The following is a 23,591-nucleotide window of genomic DNA, read 5'->3' as shown; positions in this document are numbered from 1 at the left end:
CTTGGGAGGTGACGAATTTGCGGTCTTGATTCGCAATTGTAGCCGCTCGGAAGGAAAAGTCATTTCCGAAAGAATGAGGAAGAGCGTCGCGGACCGTCAATTTGGATGGGACAGCCAACCATTCGAAGCAAGTCTGAGTATCGGATTGTTGGACCTGTCGGAAGTCGAGACATCGGCGGACGTACAGGAGGTGATGCGTCTTGTGGATATCGCATGCTATGTAGCAAAGGCTCGTGGGCGCGACCGTGTACAAAAGGCGTCTCTTTCGGATTGTGAACAGGCGCGCTATGTCGATGATGCTCTTTGGGGAAGAAGGTTGAAACAGGCTCTCGCGCACGAGCAACTTCGTTTGCATGTGCAGCCGATCGTCAGCGTGCATGATTCCTGTTCCTCCACATCAGGAAAGGTTCGAGGGGAATTGCTACTGAGAATGTTCAATCACACGGGAGTTGACCATGTTGTGCCACCAAGTCTTTTCATTCCCGCCGCAGAACGGTATGGTCTCTTGATTGCGTTGGATCAATGGGTCATACGGACCGCACTGCAGACAATAGCTAGTCTCGATGAAACGAAATTTTCGGAATATTCGATCAATTTATCAGCCACGTCGATCGGAGATGAGCGGTTTATCGATCATATTCTTAGCGAATTCGCTCGATCCAAAGTGGATCCCAAGATGATATGTTTCGAGTTGACGGAGACCGCGGCAATGAGTGACCTCGCGTCTGCGTCGAGGTTTATACGTGTGAATTTCAGGCGCTGGGATGCCGCTTCGCGCTGGAAGATTTCGGTGTTGGCATGTCGTCTCTGGGATATCTGAGGCATCTTCCAGTGAATTACGTGAAAATTGATGGAAGCTTAATCAAGGAAATGGTTCATGATCCAGTGACTTTTGGCATCGTCAAGTCGATTAACGAAATGAGCCACTCGATGAAGTGCATGACGGTTGCAGAATTTGTGGAGAATGAGGAAACGATGCAAGCCCTGGATGCGTTAGGGGTAGATTTTGCACAGGGAATTCATATCGGTAGACCCACTCCGTGGATTGAAGCGGAAATCCGGAATATCGCTAGCGGAACATGAATCAAAAATTCCTTCAGAATGCTTCCACGCGTTGACCAAATCGTCATGCCGCGGTTAGTCGGTGAGGCATTTTGTTCGATGATCAGCGTTTGAATTATTGGTGCGCTTTTTCCAACAACAGACAGGGCACTGGTAGTGACGAAATCCCCTGCGCACGGAGACACATTCTCTTGTGCTTCCGCCACGGGCAAGAAAAAAGGCCACCCGCAGGTGGCCTCCCATTCTTTCCGGATCGTGATGTCTTGAAAATCCGCACCCGAGCGACGCGACACCGATCGCAACGATCAGACCGACTGCCGCAAGGTTTTCGCAGCCGCAACCATATTGGTCAGCGCGGGAATCACTTCAGCCCATGCACGCGTCTTCAGGCCGCAGTCCGGGTTGACCCACAGACGTTCTGCCGGAATGCGTTCGGCCGCTTTCTTCATCAGGTTCACGATGTGTTCCTCGCTCGGGATGTTCGGCGAGTGAATATCGTACACGCCTGGGCCGATCTCATTCGGATATTTGAAGTTGTCGAATGCATCGAGAAGTTCCATGTCGGAGCGCGATGTTTCGATCGTGATGACGTCCGCATCCATGTCGGCGATGGACGCGATGATGTCGTTGAACTCCGAATAGCACATGTGCGAGTGGATCTGCGTTTCATCTTTTACGCCGTTCGCCGCGATGCGGAACGATTCCACTGCCCATTGAAGGTATTCGTTCCATTGCGCGCGACGCAGCGGCAGTCCCTCCCGCAGCGCGGCTTCGTCGATCTGGATCACGCGCATACCCGCCTTTTCGAGGTCCAGCACTTCTTCGCGGATCGCGAGTGCGAGCTGGTAGCACGAAACCGCGCGCGGCTGGTCATCACGGACGAACGACCAGTTCAGGATCGTGACGGGGCCCGTCAGCATGCCCTTCATTGGCTTGGTCGTTTGCGACTGTGCGTACCTGGTCCATTCGACCGTCATTGCCTTCGGGCGGCTGATGTCGCCGAACAGGATCGGGGGCTTCACGCAGCGGGAACCGTACGATTGCACCCAGCCGAACTGGCTGAACACGTAGCCGTCAAGTTGCTCGCCGAAGTATTCGACCATATCATTGCGTTCGGCTTCACCGTGCACGAGCACGTCGAGGCCTAGCGCTTCCTGTTCTTTCACGGCGCGCGTGATTTCCTGCTCCATCGCAGCCTTGTAGCCGTCCTGATCGAGTTCGCCCGCCTTGAACTGGCTGCGTGCGTGGCGGATTTCGCTCGTCTGCGGGAACGAACCGATCGTGGTGGTCGGGAACGCGGGCAGGTTGAGAATCGCGGACTGCTTCTCAGCGCGCTGCTCATACGCGCTCACACGCGTGCCGAGCGACGCATCGATGCGTGCAATGGCCGCCTTCACGACGGGGTTGTGCACGCGCGGCGACGTGCGACGGCTTTCGATGGCCCTGGCGTTGGCGGCGAGTGCTTCTGCGACCGAATCACGGCCGTTGTTCAGCGCGCTCGCCAGCACCGCGAGTTCATCGAGCTTTTGCAGCGCGAATGCGAGCCACGATTTGATCTCGGCGTCGAGCTTCTGTTCGCTGTTGAGATCGACGGGCGTGTGCACCAGCGAGCACGACGGCGCGATCCACAGACGATCGCCGAGCGAATGATGCAGCGGCTCAAGCCACTCTAGCGCAGCCGTCAGATCAGTTTTCCAGACGTTGCGGCCATTGATTACGCCGACCGAAACAACCGACGTCGCGGGCAGTTGGGCGACGGCTTTCATGATGTCGTCGCGAGCGTTGATCGCATCGATATGCAGACCATCGACGGGCAGCTTGCACGCGAGTGCGAGGTTGTCCTGCAACTGGCCGAAGTAGGTGGCAAGCAGCAGTTTGACGCGGCGCTCCGCCAACGCTTCGTACGCGGTGCGGAACGCCTGATGCCACGTCGCATTGAGTTCCGTGACAAGCACGGGTTCGTCGATCTGCACCCATTCGATGCCCTGCGCGGTGAAGTAGTCGAGCAGCGCCGCGTACACGGGCAGCAGGCGCGGCAGCAGCGCGAGCTTGTCGGAGTCGTCCTTCGCCTTGCCGAGCCAGAGATACGTGACGGGTCCGATGATGACGGGTTTCACTTTGACGCCGAGCGTGCGTGCTTGTGCAAGCTGTTCGAGCAGACGCGCCGGATCGAGCGAGAACTGGGTGTTCGCGTCGAACTCCGGGACGATGTAGTGATAGTTGGTATCGAACCACTTCGTCATTTCACCTGCAGCGACACCGCCACAGCATGTGCAGTGATCTTCTGCACCCTGAGCCGAACGTCCACGCGCCACGCGGAAATAGTTGTCGAGCGCATCGCCATGAAAGCCGCGCACGCGTTCCGGCAGATTGCCGAGTGTGAAGCTCATGTCGAGTACCTGGTCGTAGAACGCGAAGTCACCAACGGGTGCGAAGTCCAGCGCGGCCTGGTCTTTCCAGTGACGCTCGCGAAGCTGCGCACCGACCCTCTTCAGTTCGTCACGCGAAGACTCGTTGTTCCAATATTTCTCGAGCGCGAACTTCAGTTCACGTTTTGCGCCGATGCGCGGAAAACCCAGATTATGCGACGTGACCATGTTTCGTTGCCGTCCAGAGGAAAGTAGCTGGGAGCGATGATAGAATTTTCTCCACATGAATAAAAATGGATTTATTTCATGCGAACATTAATTCCGTTCATGGAGTGAGCAATGCTGGAGCGCAGTCATCTATTGGTCGTGCGTGAGGTGGAGCGCCAAGGCTCGCTCACGGCGGCCGCTGATACCCTCAATCTAACGCAATCGGCCCTGAGCCATGCCGTGAAGAAAATGGAGCAGCAACTGGGCACGCCGATATGGACGCGTGAGGGTCGTTCGATGCGGCTCACGCAAGCGGGCCAGTACCTGCTTGGACTGGCGAATCGTATGCTGCCGCAGTTCGAGCTTGCAGAAGAGCGAATGAAGCAGTACGCGCAGGGCGAGCGCGGCACGCTGCGCATTGGCATGGAATGCCATCCTTGCTATCAGTGGCTGCTCAAGGTGGTCTCGCCGTATCTCGCGCGATGGCCTGATGTCGATGTCGACGTGAAGCAGCGTTTCCAGTTCGGCGGCATTGGCGCGCTCATTGGCTACGAGATAGATGTCCTTGTGACGCCCGACCCGTTAAAAAAACCCGAATTGCACTTCCAGCCCGTGTTCGACTATGAACAGGTGCTGGTCGTTGCCGATGAGCACACGCTGGCGGGTGAACCGTACGTCACACCTGAACAGCTTGCGAACGAAGTGCTGATTACGTATCCCGTCGAAACGGACCGGCTCGACATTTACACGCAATTCCTGACGCCCGCGAACGTGGTGCCACGGCGCCACAAGGTGATCGAGACGACCGACATCATGCTGCAGATGGTCGCGAGCGGCCGCGGCGTAGCAGCGCTGCCGCGCTGGCTCGCGGAGGAATACGCAGGCCGGATGCCGCTCACGCCGTTGAAACTTGGCAAGAAGGGCATCGCGAAGCAGATTTTTCTCGGCACGCGCAAGGCCGATGACGAAATCGAATACCTGATGGCGTTCGTCAAGACTGCGCGCGAGTCAAAGCGGACGGAGGCGAAGTTGCGCGGCTAGTTGCACCACCGGATCATAGCTTGACGTCATCACGCGCGGTTTCTGAGCGATTGCGCCCGCCGCGTTGCTGGCGGGACGGAGCACGATGCCGGCGAGTACGGTTCCGGTCGGGTGTACCTTGAATTCGAACGACGTCACCACGCCGAAGTTGCCTCCGCCGCCACGTATCGCCCTGAACAGATCCTCGTTTTCATGACTGCTGGCCGTCACCCTGTGACCGTCGGCGAGCACGATCTCGGCGCTCTGAAGATTGTCCAGCGCGAGTCCATGTTTGCGGACCAGCCAGCCGAGTCTGCCACCCAGCGTCAGTCCCGCCGCGCCAGTAATCGACACGAAGTCACCTCTGGCAGCAAGGCCGTACTGCTGGAGTGCGTCATTAACTTCACCCCAATTGCAACCGCTTTCCGCACGCACCGTGCGGACGGATGCATCAACTGTGCGGAACGGGGCGTCGCGATGTGGGGGACGCCTGGGGACGTGATCGCGCAGCTTTCGGTGCACGAGTCGTCAATTTGCTTCACACGGCCAGCTTCACTTTAGGAAAATGTAAGCTGTACATTCAAGGCATACGACAGGAATGAACCGTCGCGCCGATAGTGCAGCGTTCGGTCGCGAGCGGCGATCAGTTGGGTCGGTTCATTATTATCGTGCCGACTCGGGCGGCGCTCGTATTGGATGTCCGCACCACGCGGAGACAGCGTGACAACGCTCACGCCTGATGTCCGGGGTTCGCGGCGCGGAGCCGAGTCAAAAATTGATTGCATGCGTGGTGCGAGATAAGCTCCGGACCCCGATTGAATCAAGCCAGGCAGAACCGCGGTGCAGTCGCGTTGCGAGTCGCGGCGCTGCCGTCACGACGCAGGCTAGCCGTTTCCGCCATGAAAAAGCGTGAGCTTATTGGTCACGGAGGTCACGCCTTGCACCGATTTGGCGATCTCTTCCGCCTGCTGAATCTGTTCACCGCTCTTGACCGAGCCGCTCAATGTTACGGCGCCGCCTCGTGCGCGGACAAACACACCCGACACGTCGAACCCTTGCGCCTTCGCGAGCGCGCGGCGCACAGCCTTTCCGAGCGCGCGGTCGGCGGGCGTCGCCTTCGAGCTTTGAGCGGTTTGGGCGTTATCTGTCTGTGCATAGGAAGGGATCGACACATTCATCGAGACGCTAACCAACAACGCGTATAGCAGTTGCTTGTTCATTTCAATCTCTCCGCTGTCGTGAATGAGGCTAAACATTGCGATCCGAGAGGCACCGCATGCTGCATTTAACATCATCTTTTCAATTCACGCTGCGAAACGCCGGGAATACGGCACTGCGATGCGGCCAGGCGACGCGTGTCGCCCCAAACCCCGAACACAGTGCGACCTGGCGGGTTATCGCGACTTCATCCGGCGTCCGTTGCCGCCTTGGGCGTAGACCGCCATTCCGGATTCGTCACATGTTTGACTGCTGCCTGATCTGAGGCAGCCACGCAAGTTGTTTCGACGTTCTCCAGAACACTAATGACGGGTCCCTGTGCGAATTCTTGCCATCCCGGCTTTCGGCCTATACTATGTGCATATACACGTTACCTGGATCAGAATCGCAGGATGGTACATATCGCTAACGTTGCATTCGAGACAAGGTGACGGTGTGAATGCTGGCGGGATCGTGCCGCAGTGCATAGTCAATACGGATGTCGACGAAGATGTGCGGCGTACGCATGAAAGTCCCTATCTGTTGATGGTGGATAGTTTGCGCACTCCGGGCATGCTTTATACGCCCGAGGGTGAGGTCTTTCATGCGAACCGCTATGCGCTTGAATACCTTGGCGTGACCTTTGCGGAGCTGCAGGCTTGGCAGACTAACGGTCTACTCCATCCGGATGATCGGCAAGCAGTTGTTGCCCGCTTCCAAACGTCGATCAGAACGGGCGAATCATGTGAGTTCGAATGCCGCTTTCGCCACGCTGCCGGTGTCTACCAATGGTTTCTGATCTAGGGCTTTTCTGTGCGAGACACCGAGGGGCGGATCGTTCTCTGGTATTTCCTGCAGACCGACATCGACCACCGCAAGCGTGCCGAGGCGTTACTGGCGGGCGGTAAGCGCCTGCTCGAGATGGTCGCGTTGGGGCTGCCCTTGCGCATCGTTCTGGATTCATTGTGCCGGCTCGCTGAAGACGTCGCGAGCGGGTGCCGATGCGGGGTCTGGTTGACCGATCCCGAGGACAAGACGCTGCTGCGAGTAGGGGCGCCGAGCCTCATGCCGGTCGGGGCTAGCGAGGATGGAATTCCTATCGGCAGCGACTCTGAACCTGGTGAAATGGCGGCGTCCTTCAAGGCTCAGGTGATCGTGCCGGATATAGCATCGGAGACCCGCTGGTCGCGAATGTGGCGCGATCAGAGCCTCGCGGACGGGCGGCGGGCGTGCTGGGCGACGCCGATCGTGTCGCGTGCTCATGAAGCTTTGGGCAGTTTCACCCTTTATTCGTCGACGTCGGGAAGCCCAACGCCGTTCCAGCGCGAACTCATTGCCCAATTCACACACATCATTGGTGTCGCGATAGAGCGCGCACAAAACGACCTGGCGCTGAAACGAAGCGAAGAAAGCTTTCGCGCGATCGTGGAGACGACGCCCGAGTGCGTAAAGGTCATCACACGCGAAGGCACGCTCGTGCGTGTCAACTCAGCCGGTAGCAATCTGGCGGGAGCGCCGGGTCCAGAGGCGCTCATTGGAAAGTGCTTTTACGATTTCGTCGCCCTCGAGCATCGCAGTCAGTACGTCGGATTCAATCAGGACATCTGCTCGGGCAAGACAGGTTTTCTGGAATTCGACATCATACGCTGAACGGCGATCGCCGCCACATGGAAACGCACGCAGCGCCCTTGCGCAGCAGCGATGGATCGATCGTGCAATTGGGCGTGACGCGGGACATCACAGCACGCAAGCAGGCGGACGAGCAGTTACGGAAAAGCGCGGCGCTGATGGCCAAAGTGGAACAGCTCAGTTTAAGCGGGAGCTTCTGCTGGCGCCCGTCGAGTGGCGGGATCACCTGTTCGGATCAACTCTATCGAATTTACGGGATCGAACCAGGGGCGCGAATAACGATGGACATCGTCACGGCGCGAGTCCATCCAGGCGACCGTCATATCGTGTATAACGCGCTGGAGCAGGCGCAAGCCGGCAAGGATCTGGAATGCGATTACCGTTTGCTCCTGCCCGGCGGCTTCATCAAATATGTGCGCATGCAGGCTCACGCTACGTATGATTCACAGGGCCGACTGGACTACATCGGCGCCGTGCAGGATGTAACCGAACGCCGGCAGTCCGAAGAAGCGCTCGATGGCCTTCGCGCGGAGCTGGCTCATGTGAGCCGGGTCAACGGACTGGGTGCGCTGACCGCCTCGATCGCACACGAGATCAACCAGCCACTGGCTGGCATCATGACCAACGCGCGGATCGTTCTGCGATTGCTGGGCACCGACCCTCCCAATGTCGAAGGCGCACTGGAAACCGCGCGACGCACCATCCGCGACGGGCACCGCGCTTCGGAGGTGGTGACCCGCTTGCGCGCGATATTCAGGAAAGAGGTCGTGATGACCGATGCCGTCGATCTTCGCGAAGCCGCATGCGAGGTCATCGAGTTGCTGCGCACTGAAATCCGCAGGAAACAGATTGTGCTGCAGTTGAAAGCGCTCGGCGACCTTCCTGCCGTCACGGGCGATAAGGTCCAGCTCCAGCAGGTGGTGCTGAACCTGCTGCTCAACGCGGTGGAGGCGATGCAGGGTGTGGGCGACCGTCCGCGTCGGATACTGGTCGAGATTGAACGGGATGATGGCGACCTCATACGGCTCGCCGTGACCGATTCCGGGGCGGGCTTCGAACCTGAGCACGCAGCCAGGCTGTTCGATGCGTTCTACACGACCAAGCGAGAGGGGATGGGCATCGGCCTGTCCGTGAGCCGCTACATCATCGAGCGCCATGGTGGCCGACTGTGGGCTACCTCGAACAAGCGCTTCGGTGCCACGTTTTCATTCTCCGTGCCATGCGGCACGGGACGCGTGTTGGACCACGCCCGTTCCGGTATCGGGTACCAACAGGCAGGCGCCGAAACGGAAGCTGCCGCGAGGAACTGACGATGACGGAACGCCCGCTTATCGCTGTTGTCGACGACGGCGAGTCTGTGCGCGAATCGCTGCGCGAGCTGCTGCGAGAATTCGGATTCACTGTCAGCGCGTTTGCATCGGCGGAGGCATTTCTGATCTCCGGCTGTATCGGCCACGCGCACTGCCTGGTCCTCGATATCGACATGCCGGGCATGTCGGGCTGTGACTTGCAGCAGGAACTGAAACGGCGCGGGCAAAGCGTTCCCATTGTTTTCATCAGTGCGCATGCGGACGAGGGCCTACGCCCACAACTGCTTGAACAAGGTGCAGCCGCATGCCTGTGCAAACCGTTCAGCGACGTCGTATTGCTGGAGGTGATTCACGCTGCCCTCGGCGGTGCCATGATTGGAGATCGTAATGACACTGGCCAGTGAAGTTGAACTTGAACAGGAAGGGGCGGCGTCGGCGGCACACGCCGCGCCGGTTGTGTTCATCGTCGACGATGACGTTTCGGTACGTGAGTCGCTGCAAGCGCTGATTGGCTACGCCGGTCTCACGGCCGAAACGTATTCATCCGCACGGGATTTTCTCAGGCGTCCACGCGCTACGGTTCCGAACTGCCTGGTGCTGGACGTCCGCCTGCCGGATCTCGACGGCCTCGAGTTGCAGAATCACATCGCGTCCCAGCGCGCGGAGATGCCGATCATCTTCATCACAGGCTATGGGGATGTTCCAATGACGGTGCAGGCCATGAAAGCCGGAGCCGTTGAATTTCTCACCAAACCATTCGATGACGAGGTCCTTCTCGATGCGATCCTGTTGGCTATCGAGCGCAGCCGCGCGGCATTGAGCGAGGCGGCCGGAATGAAGGTGCTCAACGATCGCTACGCGTCGCTCAGTCGGCGCGAACGCGAGGTGATGGCGTTGGTGGTGTCCGGCCTGCTCAACAAGCAGGTGGGAATCGAGTTGGGCATCAGTGAAATCACGGTGAAAGCGCACCGAGGGCAGGTCATGCGAAAGATGAACGCCGTCTCGCTCGCCGATCTGATAAACATGGCGCAGAAACTTCAACCTGGTCGAACGTCGCCGGCAGTACTCGAAAAAGCTGCATGAGAGACGGGGTGGTTTCGTACACCCCGATTGTGGTATCGCCAGATGCCGGGATCGCATGGGGCTCTTTGCCCCGTGCGATCCCGTTGTTCCCCTCAGCGCGATAACTGAATCGCCGTTCGTGCGCAACCGCCGAGGCAGCACACCTCCGCAAGCGCGTATCCCTGCACAGCCCGCAACACATTCTCGACGCCCGCCTGCATGTTCGGCAGGCCAGCCGTCACTAGTGCCATGCACGCCGTTCGCTGGCCTCGACAGAGCCTCGTATTTCGATCCCGTATCGTCTTCATCATTTTCGTGTCGGCCCTGTGTGGGACTCGATGGTGCCGCATCGCGCCCAATACCTTCGAACAATAGAACGCGCGCTGTCTTTGACGTAACTTTGAGTCGTGAAAGGCAAACTTCAGGTGTTGGCCATGTGGGGAGTTCCTCAACGCGTGTCGGAAGAGGGTGTCGCCCTGTCGAAGAGATGGGAGCGTCTGTTCATCCCATTTGTGACGGGCGTCTGTTTCTGGTCATTGATTGAGATACCGCTTGAACTCGGTGTTTCGATCGATTCCAGACGGTTGCTCGTCGTGGCGGCGTCAAAGGTCATGATGATTTGCGTCGGTGTGGCAGCCATCGTCAATTTGCGCTTCGCCCGTCAGGTATTTGCATTCATCTGCGCAGCGAGCGTACTGGCAATAGCGCCGGCGTTGCCAATCGAATACGGGCAGTGCGTTTCAATTGCCCTGTTCTCGACGGTCGAATGCATTGGTAAGTGCTCGTGTGTAGCAGTGGCCGCGATCGCGTCGTTGTGCAAGAGATCGTCATATTAACAACGGGAGTTTCCATGCCAGACGATATCCCGATCCAGATCCCGGCGCACCGGCGCTTCATTGGTATGACAGCGGCCACGATTGCAGCTGCCTCGGTGAGCCGCCTCGCGTTCGCAGACACAAATCAGGCCGTCACCGAAATTGCACGACCGGCGGGCGGCGACAGGACGGCTGTTCGTCCACTTCGTGTGCATGTGCCGGAATCGCAACTAGCCGAACTGCGCAGACGGATCGAGGCGGCGAAATGGTCCGAGCGGGAAACGGTAACGGATGCATCGCAAGGCGTGCAACTCGCGACCATGCAGAAACTCGCCCGCTATTGGGCGGCGGACTATAACTGGCGCAACGTCGAAGCGCGGTTGAACGCGTTGCCGCAATTCGTCACCGAGATTGATGAGGCTAGACATTCATTTCATCGGCTACGCGCAGGAGATTGCCGGCCGACCGCAGACACTTTCCGGACGAACTGTACGCCGCTACCCGCAGGTGGGCAGAGCAGTCGTATCCCAGGCTGATTCATCACAACGGTCTCTCTAAAGGCGGGCATTTTGCCGTCTGGGAGCAGCCGCAAATTTTCACTGAAGAGATTCCAGCGAGCTTCTAGTCGCTGCGCTGAGCGCAATGTGGTCGGGCGATTGCGCTGACCACGGCCTCCAGCGGTGGCGGTCGTGCCGTCCTGGCCGTTGTACAAAGGTCCGCGTTGAGCGGAGTCAGAACTCCGCTGCGCCAAACAGAGGGCGATTTCTGCGCGCCATCCGCGTAGCCCGGTTCGATGGGATTCCGTGGGCATGCCGCTTATGGCTGATTACTCGTGAATTGAGGTGACCGCTATGACTTGTGAAATCGAGGATGATATTGTCGGACGTGCATTGATTGCACTGCTCACACCTGAAGGTGCGTCGGCTGGCGTTCGAAGAACCCAAGCACGGCCACAAAACAACCTCTCGACGACGTGGGCGCGCCCCGACGCCCGCTCGCATTTTCATTACTGAACAGCCTACGTCACGAACGCTGAGTGTGTGCTGGAGCGATCCCCGATCCGGTCACTATGCCGATCAGGTGTGGCGAAAAGGCGTCGCGCGCAAATCGTCGTTTTGCGTATTGACGGGAATGCGGATCCGTCCCGGCGATGCCGTGTTCCGGCCGCGTGCTGGCGAAACCTATGTGCCTGCGAATCATGAATACATGCTCCTTGCAGAAGCGGTGCCAGAAGAAGCAGGCCTCGTAACTTGAACATCGCCTCGCGTCGACGCCGTGATGCCGTCAAAGCGTCTCAACTTGCACGGCTGCGCAGGATCCGATTGGTTGCCGATCAGGTAGCCGCTCACCGACACCAATGCCTTCCGGCGATTCGGCCACAGTGCCGCGACGACGTTGGCCGTACGCGCACCCTAATCGAAACCGCCAATGTTCGCCTTCTGGATCTTCAACGCATCCCTCTTGAGGTTCATTTCTTTCGCTTAAATTTGCCTTGCAGATTGCTTGGACAACTCTCCGGTCGAGCGCAGCCGACACGTGTTGCTGGGAACCGAAAGGCATGTCGATTGCTAGAGTGTCGGCTAGAAAGCCGACAGGTGTGGCGCGAGTCGACGCCCAACGGTCGAGACCCTCGGCGCTGTGAACCGATGTGATCTGCGGCAGCGCGTCGTGCACGCAATGAACGGCGACGCGACATCATTCCCGAAGAATGGGAGGGATCATGGAGATGACCTATTCGTCATGCACTGTCGGCGTGACAGCTGGCGTAACGGACGGCAACGTGGTCGCAAATGTGCGCATCTATCGGCCGGCGGCAAGTGACGCGGCAGTGGAGACCTACGAATTCGAAGTGCCGGGTCATTTTGTGGACGGAAAGGAAGCCATTGTCTTCGCGACCGAGTGGGCGAAGGAATGGATCGACGAGCATTGCGTCTAGCCAGGCGAATGCAGCCGCGAAGCGAACATGCCGCGCGACGCTACGGACAGGAACGCTTCGTGCGGACGACGAGCATCGACATCGTCAGTGGCAATCTTCTGGAATGCAGCGGCACCAGGACAAGCGGGCTGCGGGCGCCGCCGCCCGCTCATGGGCGGCCGACGTCGGGCCGGGACTCGCCACGCTAGGCTCCGACAACGATCCGAGCGGCATCGCCACCTATACCCTGGCGGGCGCAGCCTATGGCTATGACCTGCTGTGGGTGTGCGTACTGTCCTATCCGTCGATGGTCGCGCTTCAGCTGGTTGCCGCGCGGGTCGCGTCAATCACGGGGCAGGGGCTAACTGCGAACATGCGCGCGCATTACGCGCCCATTTTTTTCTATTTTGCCGTTGCACGTTTCCTGATAGCCAACACGTTCAATATTGCCGTCGACATACTGGCGATGGGGACGGCTGCGCATGCGTTCGCAAACAGTCCCATTGCATGTCTCGAGCTATTGTGCGGTGCCGTGTCGATTGCGCTGCAATGGTTCGTTCCGTATGCGCGCTACGCACGCTGGGTGCAATGGCTCACGTTGGGCATGTTCGCATACGTCGGCGTGATCTTTTTGCTGGATCTGCCATTGCAGACGATAGCATGGGATATGGTCGTTCCGCGCATAGACTGGAGCGAAGACTACATGACCATGCTGATTGCCGTATTCGGCACCACGATCAGCCCGTATCTGTTGTTTGCGCAGGCAGAACAGGAGGTGCGGGAACGCGAGGAACATGACTCTGACAGGCAGAAGGGTCCGTCGGCGCGCGAGCTGCGCAAACTGCGTCGGGACGCGCTGCTCAAGACCGCCCTTTCGAATGCAGCCGGTGTGGTGATCATGATCGCCTCTGCGGCCACGTTGCAGCTGACGCATCGTGCGCCAGGGGAACGGGTGGCGCTCGAGCGCGTGATCGAGCCGCTCGCGCATGATTACGCACCGCAGGTGCTGGGCGCCGCGCTGATCGGTTCAGCGCTGCTTGCGCTGCCGCCGCTCGCCGGGTCTGCCGCGCAGGCCGTCGCCAGTTCGTTCGACTGGCGTCGCGGTGAGCGGCGCAATACGCGAATCGCGGCGCTGCTCGTCTCGATCACCGCGATCGGCACCGCTTTGGCAGTGCTGCTCGCCGTGCTCGGTGTCGATCCCGTCGCCGCGCTCTATTGGAGCGCGGTCGTTAACGGTATGACGATCACGCCCGTGCTCGTCCTGCTCGTGCTGCTGAGTTCGAAACGCGAAGCGATCGGCGATCTGGCGGCTCATTGGTCATTACGCGCATTCTGCTGGCTGGCGACGATTGCGACAGGTGTCGCGCTGATTGCGCATTTCATCCTCGAATTCGCTTGAGCGACATGTCAAAGGCATCTGGATAAGCGCATTGGCCAGTATCTGACGCAAGGGATTGCGTGTAAAACCAGGCACGCATGTTGCGCAAGTCGCCGATACGGCGGCGAAAAGCCGTACGGTGATTTGGTAGGGAGAGAGTCATGAGGCAAACCGTATTAGGGGTGTTTGACAGCTACGCCGATGCATGTTCGTCGCAGCGCGCGCTGGTCGAAGCTGGCGTGGCGCAAGCCGATATCGCTATCTACTCGACCGCGGTTGATGCACTGGTCGAGAAGGGGCCGCGTGTCTATGCAGCGGGCGGTGGCGATGTGCGGCATCATAAGCGGGTATTCGATCAGCTCGAGCAATTGTTCGCGCGGCTTTTCAAGCGGGGTGAGTATCCACCGGAAACCGAGGATTACAGGGAATTCATACGTCGGGGAGGCGCGCTTGTCAGCGCAGACGTTTCCGAAATGGAAGTCGATCTCGCATGCGATGTAATGCGACGCGCGGGTGCCGCCGACATCGATGAGCGCAGCAACGCATGGCGAAATGATGCCGCCGAAAGGGACATGTCCGGGCGCACGTCAGGTCGGGACAGCGCGACAGCCCGAGAGCCGGTGACGGCGCTGCAGGACGACATGACATTACACAGCGAACGGGAAACGGCGCCTTCGTTGAGCACGAGTGACGCTGGCGCCGTTCCATCCGACGATTCGCGGGTTTCGGCCCCGTCGTGGTCGACATCCACGGGCGATGCGTCGGCCGGCGTACAAACGGGATCGGAGGATCGATCCCGTTCATCGGCTGAGCCCAGAATGGTCAGTGGGATGCAGCAGGTGACGACGCGCACGGAGGGGAGCGCCTCCACCCCACACATCCAAAGCCGCCAGTCGATGTCGTCTGTACCTGATGTCAGGGTAGCGCGCACTTCAGAGGGCGTGGATGCGGGTCTCAAATCCCGCGCAGCGCGCTCGCCCCAAGGCAGCATAACGGAGAAAGCGGAACACACATACGAGACGGGCCGCTTCCGTGATCCCGTCAAGGGCGCCATGCTCGACGACGGCCCCTTGGACGATGAATTCCGCAAAGACTATGACGCCCACTACGCAAACACGGGCGCTTCATACGACGAATATCGCCGGGCCTATACACACGGAGCGACACTCGGAGAAGACGAACGTTATCGCGGGTACGATTGGCAAGGGGTTGAACCGAGTGCTCGTGAAAACTGGGAGTCGCGCTACCCGGAAAGTGGGTGGGAACGGTTCAAGGCTGCCGTGCGGCACGGTTGGGAACGTGTCACACGCGGATGAAAGTGTTTGGGACGACGCGCTTTACTTGCCCGATCGCAAGGGCGCGCGCGTCGCCTCTTGCGGCCTGGGCAGACGCACGTTAGGTCTGGAAGCCGCGCAACACTGCACCAAGTTCTTCGATGGTGAAGGGCTTGCGCAGCGCCGTCCAGCGAAACGGCAATGATGACAGTGCCGACATCTCATTACCTGATGAAAACACCACGTATATCGACGGCCGTACTGCGGCTGCCTGCCGCGCGAGCTCGATGCCGTCGATGTCAGGCATCACAAGATCCGTCATCAGCACGTCGAAGGACTCGCCGGTCATACACTCGAGCGCCTCACGCGGCGATGTTGTCGATGTGGGCGAATGGCCGAGCAGACGAAGCTGTTCGGTGACAGCCTCGGACAAGTTTGCATCGTCGTCGACCAGCAGAATGCGCAGCGCGCCTGAAGTCTCCGCCCGCACGGTCATGGAGCGCTTTTCTCGGCGGTCGAGCATCTGCCGGATCTTGTGGGCAAGCTGCTCGCGGCGGTAGGGCTTGCTAAGCAGCTCGACGCCCGGGTCGAGCCTGCCGCCGTGGACGATGACATTGTGCGTGTACCCCGACGTGAATAGCACCTTCAAATGGGGCAGCATGTGGAGGGCTTGTGCGGCCATATCGGTGCTGCGCAAGGGTCCCGGCATCACGACGTCGGAAAAAAGCAGATCGACCTCCATTCCACTTCGCAGCACGGTCAGAGCCTGTTGCGCATCGTCGGCTTTCAAAACGCGGTAGCCAAGCTCCGAAAGGATGTCAACGGCAGTCGACTGCACCGTCGGGTCGTCTTCGACAACGAGGATGTTCTCCGTGCCGCCCTTGACGACAGCCTGGGTCCGCGACGGCGGTTCGATGGCGGCCCTCGCCGAGCGGGGTAGATAGATCTTGACGGTCGTTCCTCGGCCCGGCTCGCTATCGAGCTGAATATGACCGCCGCTTTGCTTCACAAAGCCATAGGCCATGCTCAGTCCTAGACCGGTACCCTGGCCTTCGGGCTTTGTGGTGAAAAACGGATCGAACGCGCGCTCAACGACATCTTGCGACATGCCTGTTCCCGTATCAATGACGGCCAGCAGCACATATTGTCCAGGCGCCACGTCTGGCGCAGTAGCGATGTACTCGTCGTCGAGCATCGCGTTGGACAGTTCCAGCGTGAGCTTGCCGCCTTCAGGCATTGCATCCCGCGCATTGATCGCGAGATTGAGGATCACGTTCTCCAGTTGATGAATGTCGACCAGCGTGTTCCATAAACCGTCAGCGACAACAGTCTGCACGCGTATCGTTTCGTCGAGGGCTCGCCGAAGCAGATCATCCATGTCGCGGAGCGCCGCCGCCAGATTGATGACATCGGGCTTCAACGGCTGCTGCCGGCCGAACGCGAGCAGTTGCGAGGCCAGCTTCGATCCCCGGTCAACCGCGTCAACGGCCTTGTTGACCCGCTCGCGAGTCCATGGGTCCCGATGGTGCCGGTTGTCCAGCAGTTCGAGATTGCCGCGCAGTATTTGAAGTACGTTGTTGAAATCGTGCGCGACGCCGCCCGTCATCTTGCCTACCGCTTCCATTTTCTGCGCCTGAAAAAGGGCTTTGCGGGCCTCGTCCAGCTGCCGGGTGGCTTCCATGCGTTCCGTAATGTCTCGCGTGATCTTGGCAAAACCGGCGAGCGCACCATCCTCATCCCTGATCGCGTCGAGGACGACGTGCGCCCAGAAACGCCTGCCATCCTTGCGCACTCGCCATCCCTCAGCTTCAAAGCGTCCTTCCTGTGCGGCGATGGAGAGTCCACGTTGCGGCAACCCGGCCGCCGCGTCTTCAGGCGTGTAAAAGCGGGAAAAATGCGAGCCGATGATTTCCTCGGCGCGGTATCCCTTGATGCGATGGGCACCGGCGTTCCAGTTCGTGATGATGCCGCCCGGGGACAACATGAAGATCGCATAGTCCGTGACGCCGTTCACGAGCATCCTGAAGCGCCGTTCGCTTTCGACAACGGCTTCGTGAGCCGTTCTCTTGTCGGTCATGTCCCGCACGATCTTGCCGTAGCCAAGGACGCGGCCCTCGTCGTCCGTTAGAACGGTCATGATGACGTTTGCCCAGAAACGCGAGCCGTCTTTGCGGACTCTCCAGCCCTCGGACTCCGATCGTCCATTGCGTCGTGCGATCTCGAGCGTGGCAGCAGCGCTGCCTTTTTCGCGCTCTTCCTGCGTACGGAACATGTCGAAGGTGCGACCGATCACCTCTTCGCCAGTGAATCCATGGATGTGCTCACCGCCTGCATTCCATGTCCTGATGGTGCCGTCGGGCGAAAGTCCAATGACCGCATATTCGCTGACGGAATTCACCCACCGCTGGCACCAGTCCTCAGGAAACGGAGGGTTGCCTTGGCCGCCTCGCATTGTCTATCTCCCCGGTTTCTCGTACTTCTGCATCGGAGCGTGATGCAACGTATTTGTTATCGCGAGCATATTTCGAACCTGAAGAGTTCGGTGCTGAGCGATACTGGACGATCACCACGACCTGCAATCGCCCGCTACCCGTTGCCGCGTGCAACGGATAGCCGGCGTCCCCATCTCCCGTGCCCGCGACGGGCAAATTTCCCTGCCCATCGCCGCCATGCTCGTTCTGTTACGTCGCCCGTTTCGCGCGCGGTTTGCCTGTCGCATCGTCAACGCCGGGGACTTCCTGAGGGTTCTCGCTTTCGATCTGACGCTTCGCGGACTGTTCGACGGCCGGCGCCGCCGGTGCGTCCTCCGCTTCAATCTGCCGGCGCGCGGTGTCCCAGTACTCGTCGGCGTGCTTCTTTGGATCGTCGTCCTGTTCCCAGAGACGAGATGCGCGTTCACGAATGCGATGCTCGATGTCCCGTTCGACACTATGCTCTGCCATTTCACTCTCTCCTCGATTCGTACTGCGTTTTGATTCGCACATCTTCAATAAGCGCCATGATGCAGCATCTCTGATGCCTGAACTGGTACGTTCTAGCGGCTTCCCAAAGCGATATATCAAGCCCGCGTGTTCACACGAGACTGCTGTCGTGAATCGGTTCGTCAAACCTGAATTCCAGTGGCTTGCTGCGTGTGTGCCGCGAAAAGATGCGGATACGGCTAGCGTCCTGCTACCCGACGGACCGTTTTCGCGACCCAGCCGATAAGTCCGTTGCGCACCACAACGGAGACAATCCTGCGTGGTCCAATGATCAACGCTCCGAATGCAATCGCGATCAGCAGCGTCACATTGGGCGCCGTCGAATAGAGCTCGTGAAATCGTGCGGGCAACGACGGCTTGCGTGCCTCTTCGAGCAGCAGCGCGGCGCGCGTCGCGAGCAGGTTCTCGCGCGACATCGCCATGCGTTCCCGCAACGTGTCTTCGCGCTGCTGGTGCGCCTCGGACCGTGAAGTCATTTCAATGCCTCCCTGAGCGTCTGCAGATCCTCGCGGATTTCTACCTGAAGCCCATCGAATGAACGAGTCGGTTTCTGTCCGTGCAGCACGACATACGAGGCAATCGACAGCACGAACCACGCGCCTGCAATGCTCCATGCCACGTTCAGAAAATGCGGCGTCCCCCAGGCGGTAGCAATCAGCGCAATGCAAAAGAACGAAAGGGTGAAAAGCCCGGCGACAGCCAGCGCGACGAGTGCAATGACTTCGCGCGTAAATGCCGTGCGGGCCCTTGCCAGTTCAATCGAGAGAAGCTCGCTGTAGTCCGCCAACCGGTCGATACAGAACCGGCTGACGTTGCCCCACTGGGTAACCTTTGAATGGATCGACATCGCGAGGCTCCGGCATAGGTCGAATGTGCAGAGTGGAGAGGTTGCGGCGATCGTTCCGATAAAATCGCGGGGCGCTCGATGAGAACGCGCACGATGCCGACGGGTCGACGCTTGCGCTATACGCGGGGATAGCAAGTGACAGGCCCGCACTCAGGTGTTGCAAGCCAGCACCTCACCGCATGTCCCGCACTCCACTCGAACGGCGCGGCATCACACCTGCGGGGCCGCCATACGCCGATCCTGGCGCAGCAGCACGTCGCGGTAGATGCCGGGTCGGCGCGCAAGTTCCTGCGGTGACCCATCATCGACGACCCGCCCCTGCTGGATGATGACAATGCGATCGAAGCTTTCGAGTGTCGATAACCTGTGCGCGATCGCGACGACGGTACGTCCCTTCATCAGTTTTTCCAGCGCGGCCTGGATCGCCGCTTCCGATGCGCTGTCGAGCGCGGAAGTGGCCTCGTCGAGGAGCAGGATCGGCGCGTCTTTCAGAAACGCGCGCGCAATCGCGATGCGCTGCCGCTGTCCACCCGACAGCCGCGTCCCGCGTTCGCCCACGACGGTTTGTAATCCATCGGGCAACGAGTGGATCAGATCGAGACAGTTGGCGTGCTCGCAGGCTTGCAGCACGGCCGCTTCCGTCGCTTCTGGCCGGCCGTAGCGCAGGTTGTCCAGCAGCGAACGGTTGAAAAGCGAAATGTCCTGTGGCACTACGCCGATCGCATTGTGCAGGCTGTTCAGGTCGATGTCACACAGGCGCTGGCCCGAAATGCACACGGCGCCCGACCCGGACGGGGGATCGAACGTCCGTTGCAGCAGCGCCAGCACCGTGGTCTTGCCCGCGCCGGACGGCCCAACGAGACCGACCCGCTGCCCCGCGTCGATATGGAGGCTGAAGTGATCCAGCACGCGGCGACGGCCTGGATACGAGAACGTGATGTTTTCAAAGTCGATGTTTGCGTCACGGATCTGAAGTGAGGGCACGCCGATGCGATCTTCCATTTCGCGCGGCGCGAGGAGCGATTGCGCGGCGTCAGCCAGCCGCGCGACATGCTGGGTCATGTCCACGAGCGCCACGGCGAGGTCGCGCGTGCCATGCAGGATTGCAAAGCCGAGCGAACTCACCAGCACTACGTCACCTGTCGTTGCCTGCTCGCGTGTCCAGAGCCAGAGTACCCAGCCCAGCAGGCAGCACGACAGCAGCATCGTGAGGCTCGCGTGCAGCAGCCTGAGCTTTTCGAGGTAGCGCAGACTGGCCTGACGGGATGTCATCTCGTCGTCGAGCAACTTCCCAAAGCGCAGGCACTCGCGCGCCGTGGCGACAAACGTCCTGACGGTCGCCATGTTGCTTACCACGTCGACGAGTTCTCCGTCGACGGACGCCGCGCGAGTCGCGAAGCGCACATGACGTGCTCCGCCCTTACTCGCAAGCCAGAACAGAAGGGCGGTCATGCAGAGGGAAACGCCGACGAGCGCAAGCGCCATCGATGCATTTACCCACCCAATCAGCACGATCGCCCCCACGACCGAGAGTAACGGCGGTAGCGCGCTCCAGGCCGAGGTGTTCTCGATCGTGAAGACAGCATTGGCCGTTGCCGTGATGCGGCTTGCCAGCGCGCCGGGCTGCACGTTCGAAAAATAGGCCGGTGAATGACCGGTCAGGTAGCCGAAAAGTTCGCGTCGCACGTCTCCCGTGACCGCGACGAACGTGCGTACGCCCGCCCATCCCGCGAGGCGCCAGAACAGGTTGTCCGCAAACAGCAGCGCGACAATGACAAGGAACGCGTGAACCACTGACGCGAGGTGGGTCCGGCCGGCTGGTAGCGCGTCGATGAGATTCCGGATCGCAAACTGCGACCCTAGCGAACAGCCGACTGCGGCAACAATGCACAGCAAAACCAGCAGATGACCGGACGGATGCAGGCCGATGTAACGGAACAGCAGACCTACTGGATTAACGGCATAACGCGCGAGCGCCTTGGCGCGTCGTCCGCGCGTGTGACCGGGGCGTTCGTCGCCTGCAACCTGAGCGTGTGATGTGGCCATACCGGGCTGCTCCGATTCTTCGCCTCGAACTGGGACAGGGCCATTGATCGCGCCGCGGTCGAACGACGTCTCAGTCAAGAGGGCCAGTAGGAGGTGCGCAAGCGCTGTTCCCGGTGCCGGCGATTCCCCGCTTCGCCAGAGCCGGCTCAGCCATTCGCAGCGGATCGCGCGCGACTGCGCGCGGCGCGTGAGTCATGGTGAGCGAAATGGCTAACATCGCGGCGAAAGCAATGCCGCCGAACGCATTTCGGAGAATCGGTGCTGGTAGGTAGGCCGCCGTCATCTTCTTGTTTTGCGCCTTTTTGTCTTTGGCGTTGACGTCGCGGCACCCCGAGGCTTTAACGCTCCGCGTTTCGCCGCTGACATCGCGTGTCCGCGGGCCGATCCCAGCATGGCATTCGCCGCGCTTAACCACATGCTCAGAAACGGGTTCTTTTTCATCCATGGATTGTTCACAATCCCTCCCTTCATGTTCGGGTTCGACGCAGTGCAAAAATCGCTACTCCGAATTTCGCGCTGCTCCGATCGATCTCGTCCATTTGACATTCAGAATCCGCGTTTTTTTAGACAACCGTTTGCGCCGCGCAAGCCTCATACCCGCTTTGGCAACCGGCCGTAGGCGCCTGCGATGAAACTTCTGCCAAACCGCAATGCCTCCCGCGCGCTTCCATTGCGTCTTCGACAGACGGGCGTGGGGAGGAACGAGTGTTGCTGCGAGCAATGACAACCGCGGCAGACTGACGCGCTCATAAAGGGAGGCAATTCCATGCTTTACTACGCTCTGGTTTTCTTTGTCATTGCGATCATTGCGGCTGTGTTTGGATTCGGAGGTATCGCTGCGGGTGCCGCCAGCATTGCACAGATTCTGTTCTTCATATTCGTCGTCATCTTCCTTGTGACGCTGGTGCTCGGTGTCATGCGACGGTAACAGGGCGAGGGCGGTGCTTTGCATGCACGTCTTCATCCGCCGGAGCGCGGCACCATCGCGCCCGGTCGGACTGTCGCACTATTCGAGCGAGGCTTCCCACGCGGCCATTACTTGAAACCCGTCTGAGCATCGCCGGGAGCAGGGCGCCGCGCATTTTCCTCCTCGTCAGGTGATGGCGTGGGCGCGAGCGGGTCCATGTCGGGCGGCATGCCGGGCGCGGGACGCGGTTGCTGTTCGGGATCGTCGAGTGGCTGATTGGCCGGGTCTGCGACCGGGTCGATTGTCGGATCGGTTTGCATCGCGCTTCTCCGTGTTGACTAGTGGATTCCTGGCAAAGCAGCGTCACCGGCACCCTTGCGCCCAGGCGAGCGTCAAGGCTTCGCGGCATTGTCGAGCGCAGGCCTTGCGGCCGCGTCTCGTCGCTCGCTTCCGGTACAACGCCGAGCGCGATCTCGAGCAGCTTTTTCAGCTATTCCGCTGTTCTTCGCACGGTGACGTTCAAGCATCCCTTGTTCCCAGTCACGCAGAATCGACGTGCAGATTGCACTCAAAGGGGCGTGCTACCCGGCATCCAAAAATGAACGAAGGTATCGAAGGCGCAAGGCAACGAAGACTGAACGCCCCCGGCGAGCAAGGTGAGCATGAAACCAGATGACAGCCAACGTGAGCAGCAACATCCGCCGGGTGTCGCGCAGCCCGTGCCAACCCGGGAACCGAGCGAAGCGCGCAGGCCGCACGCCAGGTGGCGACGATCTCAAGTCGATTCCCGAAAAGGACATCGATAAGGTCGTTCCCGCTAGCCCGGACGCGCGCCGATTCAGTCGAAATCAACGCGGCCGCTACGATATAGCTCGCTCAACCTTTGAATCTGCTCGGGAAGAACTCGGCCAAGTGATAATGGAGGAAGGTCGTCAAGACTAAAAAATCCAACGCCGTTCGTCTCTGTGCCGATAATTGACCCGGCGCTTTCGATTAAGCCAAGGAAGACCAGCTTCCAGATGTGAAAGACGGATGCTGGATGATCATGTTTGTTGATGTCCCAAACTGCCAACAGTCGTTCGATGCGTACCGTGTAGCCACTCTCCTCGCGGACTTCTTTCGCGGCATTTTCTGCAGGCGATAGGCCGACGTCGGCCCAACCGCCGGGAAGTGACCAAAGGCCATCTGCCGCCTCGCGCACAAGAAGTATCCGACCGACGTCGTCGAAGACCGTGCATCTGACGTCAAGTTTCGGATTGGCATAACCCGTTTCAAAAGCGAACAACTCAGCCACCTCGCCCGCATCCAGGGATGCAAGTTCGGCAATTTGACCGTGAGCTATTTTCGCTATCTCGCCGTAACGTTCCTTGTCGAAATCGCTGGTCGCGTAATGCAGTCCAGTCTGCGCGAGCGCCAGCAGGCGCCGGGCCTCTTCGAGACGTCTTCTGGACAACGGGTTTTCAATCTGCATTGACGGACCATTCGGTTAGCGCTTTTGAACCGCCTCCGATTTTTCTGGACACGAATTTGGGGTAAAACGTGTGTCTGAAAATGGAGTTGAACATGCCGAAT

24 protein-coding genes and 3 pseudogenes are annotated in these 23,591 nt (G+C 59.6%); 15 read left to right on the top strand and 12 right to left on the bottom strand.

Annotated elements, in window-relative coordinates:
• Position 1: 1 nt before the first annotated feature.
• Both J8I87_RS38420 and J8I87_RS38415 read left to right on the top strand, forming a co-directional pair.
• Positions 2-820 (top strand): EAL domain-containing protein, encoded by an 819-nt coding sequence (locus tag J8I87_RS38420; RefSeq protein ID WP_209937615.1) that lies wholly within the window; start codon positions 2-4, stop codon positions 818-820.
• Positions 799-1,083, top strand: coding sequence for an EAL domain-containing protein (locus tag J8I87_RS38415; RefSeq protein WP_245254464.1), 285 nt, complete (start codon positions 799-801; stop codon positions 1,081-1,083). The genes J8I87_RS38420 and J8I87_RS38415 overlap by 22 nt, the downstream gene beginning before the upstream one ends.
• Positions 1,084-1,367: 284 nt before the next feature.
• Here J8I87_RS38415 and metE read toward each other — a convergent pair whose 3' ends face one another.
• Positions 1,368-3,659, bottom strand: a complete 2,292-nt coding sequence (gene metE, locus J8I87_RS38410; RefSeq protein WP_209937614.1) for a 5-methyltetrahydropteroyltriglutamate--homocysteine S-methyltransferase — start codon at positions 3,657-3,659, stop codon at positions 1,368-1,370.
• A gap of 111 nt (positions 3,660-3,770) precedes the next feature.
• Here metE and J8I87_RS38405 point away from each other — a divergent pair, with 111 nt between their 5' ends.
• Positions 3,771-4,679 carry a LysR family transcriptional regulator gene (locus J8I87_RS38405; protein ID WP_209937613.1) on the top strand — a complete coding sequence of 303 codons (909 nt, stop codon included), beginning with the start codon at positions 3,771-3,773 and terminating at the stop codon, positions 4,677-4,679.
• Here J8I87_RS38405 and J8I87_RS45270 read toward each other — a convergent pair.
• Both J8I87_RS45270 and J8I87_RS38395 read right to left on the bottom strand, forming a co-directional pair.
• Positions 4,647-5,180, bottom strand: a complete 534-nt coding sequence (locus tag J8I87_RS45270; RefSeq protein WP_209937612.1) for an FAD-binding protein — start codon at positions 5,178-5,180, stop codon at positions 4,647-4,649. The two genes, J8I87_RS38405 and J8I87_RS45270, sit on opposite strands and share 33 nt — an antisense overlap.
• Before the next feature lie 362 nt (positions 5,181-5,542).
• The gene (locus J8I87_RS38395; protein ID WP_209937611.1) at positions 5,543-5,878 is read right to left on the bottom strand and encodes a BON domain-containing protein; all 336 of its coding nucleotides are present in this window, start codon (positions 5,876-5,878) and stop codon (positions 5,543-5,545) included.
• Between the two features lie 433 nt (positions 5,879-6,311).
• On the opposite strand from J8I87_RS38395, the gene J8I87_RS45835 reads away from it, so the two are divergent.
• From J8I87_RS45835 to J8I87_RS38355, 8 genes and pseudogenes are all read left to right on the top strand, one after another.
• A complete protein-coding gene (locus tag J8I87_RS45835; protein ID WP_209937610.1) occupies positions 6,312-6,659 on the top strand; it encodes a PAS domain-containing protein in 348 nt (115 codons plus the stop codon).
• Between the two features lie 117 nt (positions 6,660-6,776).
• Positions 6,777-7,967: pseudogene (locus J8I87_RS46495) on the top strand (PAS domain-containing protein); the annotation flags it as partial.
• 59 nt (positions 7,968-8,026) lie between these two features.
• Positions 8,027-8,794, top strand: coding sequence for a sensor histidine kinase (locus J8I87_RS46490; RefSeq protein WP_409518873.1), 768 nt, complete (start codon positions 8,027-8,029; stop codon positions 8,792-8,794).
• A gap of 2 nt (positions 8,795-8,796) precedes the next feature.
• The gene (locus tag J8I87_RS38375) at positions 8,797-9,198 is read left to right on the top strand and encodes a response regulator transcription factor (protein ID WP_209937606.1); all 402 of its coding nucleotides are present in this window, start codon (positions 8,797-8,799) and stop codon (positions 9,196-9,198) included.
• Entirely contained in the window at positions 9,182-9,877 is a 696-nt protein-coding gene (locus tag J8I87_RS38370) for a response regulator transcription factor (RefSeq protein ID WP_209937605.1), read from the top strand. The genes J8I87_RS38375 and J8I87_RS38370 overlap by 17 nt, the downstream gene beginning before the upstream one ends.
• Before the next feature lie 386 nt (positions 9,878-10,263).
• The gene (locus tag J8I87_RS38365) at positions 10,264-10,692 is read left to right on the top strand and encodes a hypothetical protein (RefSeq protein ID WP_209937604.1); all 429 of its coding nucleotides are present in this window, start codon (positions 10,264-10,266) and stop codon (positions 10,690-10,692) included.
• Positions 10,693-10,706: 14 nt separating this feature from the next.
• A pseudogene (locus J8I87_RS38360) lies at positions 10,707-11,109 on the top strand (epoxide hydrolase N-terminal domain-containing protein); the annotation flags it as partial.
• Between the two features lie 477 nt (positions 11,110-11,586).
• Positions 11,587-11,925, top strand: a complete 339-nt coding sequence (locus tag J8I87_RS38355) for a DUF3331 domain-containing protein (RefSeq protein WP_313068086.1) — start codon at positions 11,587-11,589, stop codon at positions 11,923-11,925.
• Between the two features lie 50 nt (positions 11,926-11,975).
• Here J8I87_RS38355 and J8I87_RS45265 read toward each other — a convergent pair.
• Positions 11,976-12,128, bottom strand: a pseudogene (locus J8I87_RS45265) (alpha/beta hydrolase); the annotation flags it as partial.
• A gap of 263 nt (positions 12,129-12,391) precedes the next feature.
• Between J8I87_RS45265 and J8I87_RS38350 the strand changes: the two are divergent.
• The 3 genes from J8I87_RS38350 (at position 12,392) to J8I87_RS38340 (ending at position 15,280) form a co-directional block, all read left to right on the top strand.
• Entirely contained in the window at positions 12,392-12,607 is a 216-nt protein-coding gene (locus tag J8I87_RS38350) for a hypothetical protein (protein ID WP_209937603.1), read from the top strand.
• A 103-nt stretch (positions 12,608-12,710) separates the two neighbouring features.
• Positions 12,711-13,985: an NRAMP family divalent metal transporter gene (locus J8I87_RS38345; RefSeq protein WP_209937601.1), complete on the top strand. Its 1,275-nt coding sequence runs from the start codon at positions 12,711-12,713 to the stop codon at positions 13,983-13,985.
• A 140-nt stretch (positions 13,986-14,125) separates the two neighbouring features.
• Positions 14,126-15,280, top strand: coding sequence for a hypothetical protein (locus J8I87_RS38340; RefSeq protein WP_209937600.1), 1,155 nt, complete (start codon positions 14,126-14,128; stop codon positions 15,278-15,280).
• A gap of 79 nt (positions 15,281-15,359) precedes the next feature.
• Here the strand turns inward: J8I87_RS38340 and J8I87_RS38335 are convergent, their stop codons facing one another.
• From J8I87_RS38335 to J8I87_RS38310, 6 genes are all read right to left on the bottom strand, one after another.
• Entirely contained in the window at positions 15,360-17,690 is a 2,331-nt protein-coding gene (locus tag J8I87_RS38335; protein ID WP_209937599.1) for a PAS domain S-box protein, read from the bottom strand.
• 229 nt (positions 17,691-17,919) lie between these two features.
• A complete protein-coding gene (locus tag J8I87_RS38330; protein WP_209937598.1) occupies positions 17,920-18,180 on the bottom strand; it encodes a DUF2934 domain-containing protein in 261 nt (86 codons plus the stop codon).
• Between the two features lie 218 nt (positions 18,181-18,398).
• Positions 18,399-18,695 (bottom strand): hypothetical protein, encoded by a 297-nt coding sequence (locus J8I87_RS38325; RefSeq protein WP_209937597.1) that lies wholly within the window; start codon positions 18,693-18,695, stop codon positions 18,399-18,401.
• Positions 18,692-19,066: a phage holin family protein gene (locus J8I87_RS38320; protein WP_209937596.1), complete on the bottom strand. Its 375-nt coding sequence runs from the start codon at positions 19,064-19,066 to the stop codon at positions 18,692-18,694. The genes J8I87_RS38325 and J8I87_RS38320 overlap by 4 nt, the downstream gene beginning before the upstream one ends.
• A 210-nt stretch (positions 19,067-19,276) precedes the next feature.
• The gene (locus J8I87_RS38315) at positions 19,277-21,112 is read right to left on the bottom strand and encodes an ABC transporter ATP-binding protein (protein WP_209937595.1); all 1,836 of its coding nucleotides are present in this window, start codon (positions 21,110-21,112) and stop codon (positions 19,277-19,279) included.
• A 70-nt stretch (positions 21,113-21,182) separates the two neighbouring features.
• Positions 21,183-21,557 (bottom strand): hypothetical protein, encoded by a 375-nt coding sequence (locus J8I87_RS38310; RefSeq protein ID WP_209937594.1) that lies wholly within the window; start codon positions 21,555-21,557, stop codon positions 21,183-21,185.
• A 321-nt stretch (positions 21,558-21,878) separates the two neighbouring features.
• On the opposite strand from J8I87_RS38310, the gene J8I87_RS38305 reads away from it, so the two are divergent.
• A complete protein-coding gene (locus tag J8I87_RS38305; protein WP_209937593.1) occupies positions 21,879-22,040 on the top strand; it encodes a DUF1328 domain-containing protein in 162 nt (53 codons plus the stop codon).
• 107 nt (positions 22,041-22,147) lie between these two features.
• On the opposite strand, the gene J8I87_RS38300 is transcribed toward J8I87_RS38305, so the two are convergent.
• Both J8I87_RS38300 and J8I87_RS38295 read right to left on the bottom strand, forming a co-directional pair.
• On the bottom strand, positions 22,148-22,339 hold the full coding sequence (locus J8I87_RS38300) for a hypothetical protein (RefSeq protein WP_209937592.1): 192 nt from the start codon (positions 22,337-22,339) through the stop codon (positions 22,148-22,150).
• A gap of 518 nt (positions 22,340-22,857) precedes the next feature.
• Positions 22,858-23,490 (bottom strand): NUDIX hydrolase N-terminal domain-containing protein, encoded by a 633-nt coding sequence (locus tag J8I87_RS38295; protein WP_209937591.1) that lies wholly within the window; start codon positions 23,488-23,490, stop codon positions 22,858-22,860.
• Positions 23,491-23,591: the final 101 nt, after the last annotated feature.

Source organism: Paraburkholderia sp. LEh10 (assembly GCF_017814945.1).
Classification (GTDB): Bacteria; Pseudomonadota; Gammaproteobacteria; order Burkholderiales; family Burkholderiaceae; genus Paraburkholderia.
Note: the sequence above shows the minus strand (reverse complement) of the source record. Positions and strands in the feature narration are given on the sequence as shown.

Coding starts and splice junctions, on each gene's coding strand:
- J8I87_RS38415 (WP_245254464.1), top strand. CDS start 799: ATGTCGTCTCTGGGATATCTGAGGCATCTTCCAGTGAATTACGTGAAA.
- metE (WP_209937614.1), bottom strand. CDS start 3,659: ATGGTCACGTCGCATAATCTGGGTTTTCCGCGCATCGGCGCAAAACGT.
- J8I87_RS38405 (WP_209937613.1), top strand. CDS start 3,771: ATGCTGGAGCGCAGTCATCTATTGGTCGTGCGTGAGGTGGAGCGCCAA.
- J8I87_RS38395 (WP_209937611.1), bottom strand. CDS start 5,878: ATGAACAAGCAACTGCTATACGCGTTGTTGGTTAGCGTCTCGATGAAT.
- J8I87_RS38375 (WP_209937606.1), top strand. CDS start 8,797: ATGACGGAACGCCCGCTTATCGCTGTTGTCGACGACGGCGAGTCTGTG.
- J8I87_RS38370 (WP_209937605.1), top strand. CDS start 9,182: ATGACACTGGCCAGTGAAGTTGAACTTGAACAGGAAGGGGCGGCGTCG.
- J8I87_RS38350 (WP_209937603.1), top strand. CDS start 12,392: ATGGAGATGACCTATTCGTCATGCACTGTCGGCGTGACAGCTGGCGTA.
- J8I87_RS38345 (WP_209937601.1), top strand. CDS start 12,711: ATGCAGCGGCACCAGGACAAGCGGGCTGCGGGCGCCGCCGCCCGCTCA.
- J8I87_RS38340 (WP_209937600.1), top strand. CDS start 14,126: ATGAGGCAAACCGTATTAGGGGTGTTTGACAGCTACGCCGATGCATGT.
- J8I87_RS38335 (WP_209937599.1), bottom strand. CDS start 17,690: ATGCGAGGCGGCCAAGGCAACCCTCCGTTTCCTGAGGACTGGTGCCAG.
- J8I87_RS38330 (WP_209937598.1), bottom strand. CDS start 18,180: ATGGCAGAGCATAGTGTCGAACGGGACATCGAGCATCGCATTCGTGAA.
- J8I87_RS38325 (WP_209937597.1), bottom strand. CDS start 18,695: ATGACTTCACGGTCCGAGGCGCACCAGCAGCGCGAAGACACGTTGCGG.
- J8I87_RS38320 (WP_209937596.1), bottom strand. CDS start 19,066: ATGTCGATCCATTCAAAGGTTACCCAGTGGGGCAACGTCAGCCGGTTC.
- J8I87_RS38315 (WP_209937595.1), bottom strand. CDS start 21,112: ATGGCCACATCACACGCTCAGGTTGCAGGCGACGAACGCCCCGGTCAC.
- J8I87_RS38310 (WP_209937594.1), bottom strand. CDS start 21,557: ATGGATGAAAAAGAACCCGTTTCTGAGCATGTGGTTAAGCGCGGCGAA.
- J8I87_RS38305 (WP_209937593.1), top strand. CDS start 21,879: ATGCTTTACTACGCTCTGGTTTTCTTTGTCATTGCGATCATTGCGGCT.
- J8I87_RS38300 (WP_209937592.1), bottom strand. CDS start 22,339: ATGCAAACCGATCCGACAATCGACCCGGTCGCAGACCCGGCCAATCAG.
- J8I87_RS38295 (WP_209937591.1), bottom strand. CDS start 23,490: ATGCAGATTGAAAACCCGTTGTCCAGAAGACGTCTCGAAGAGGCCCGG.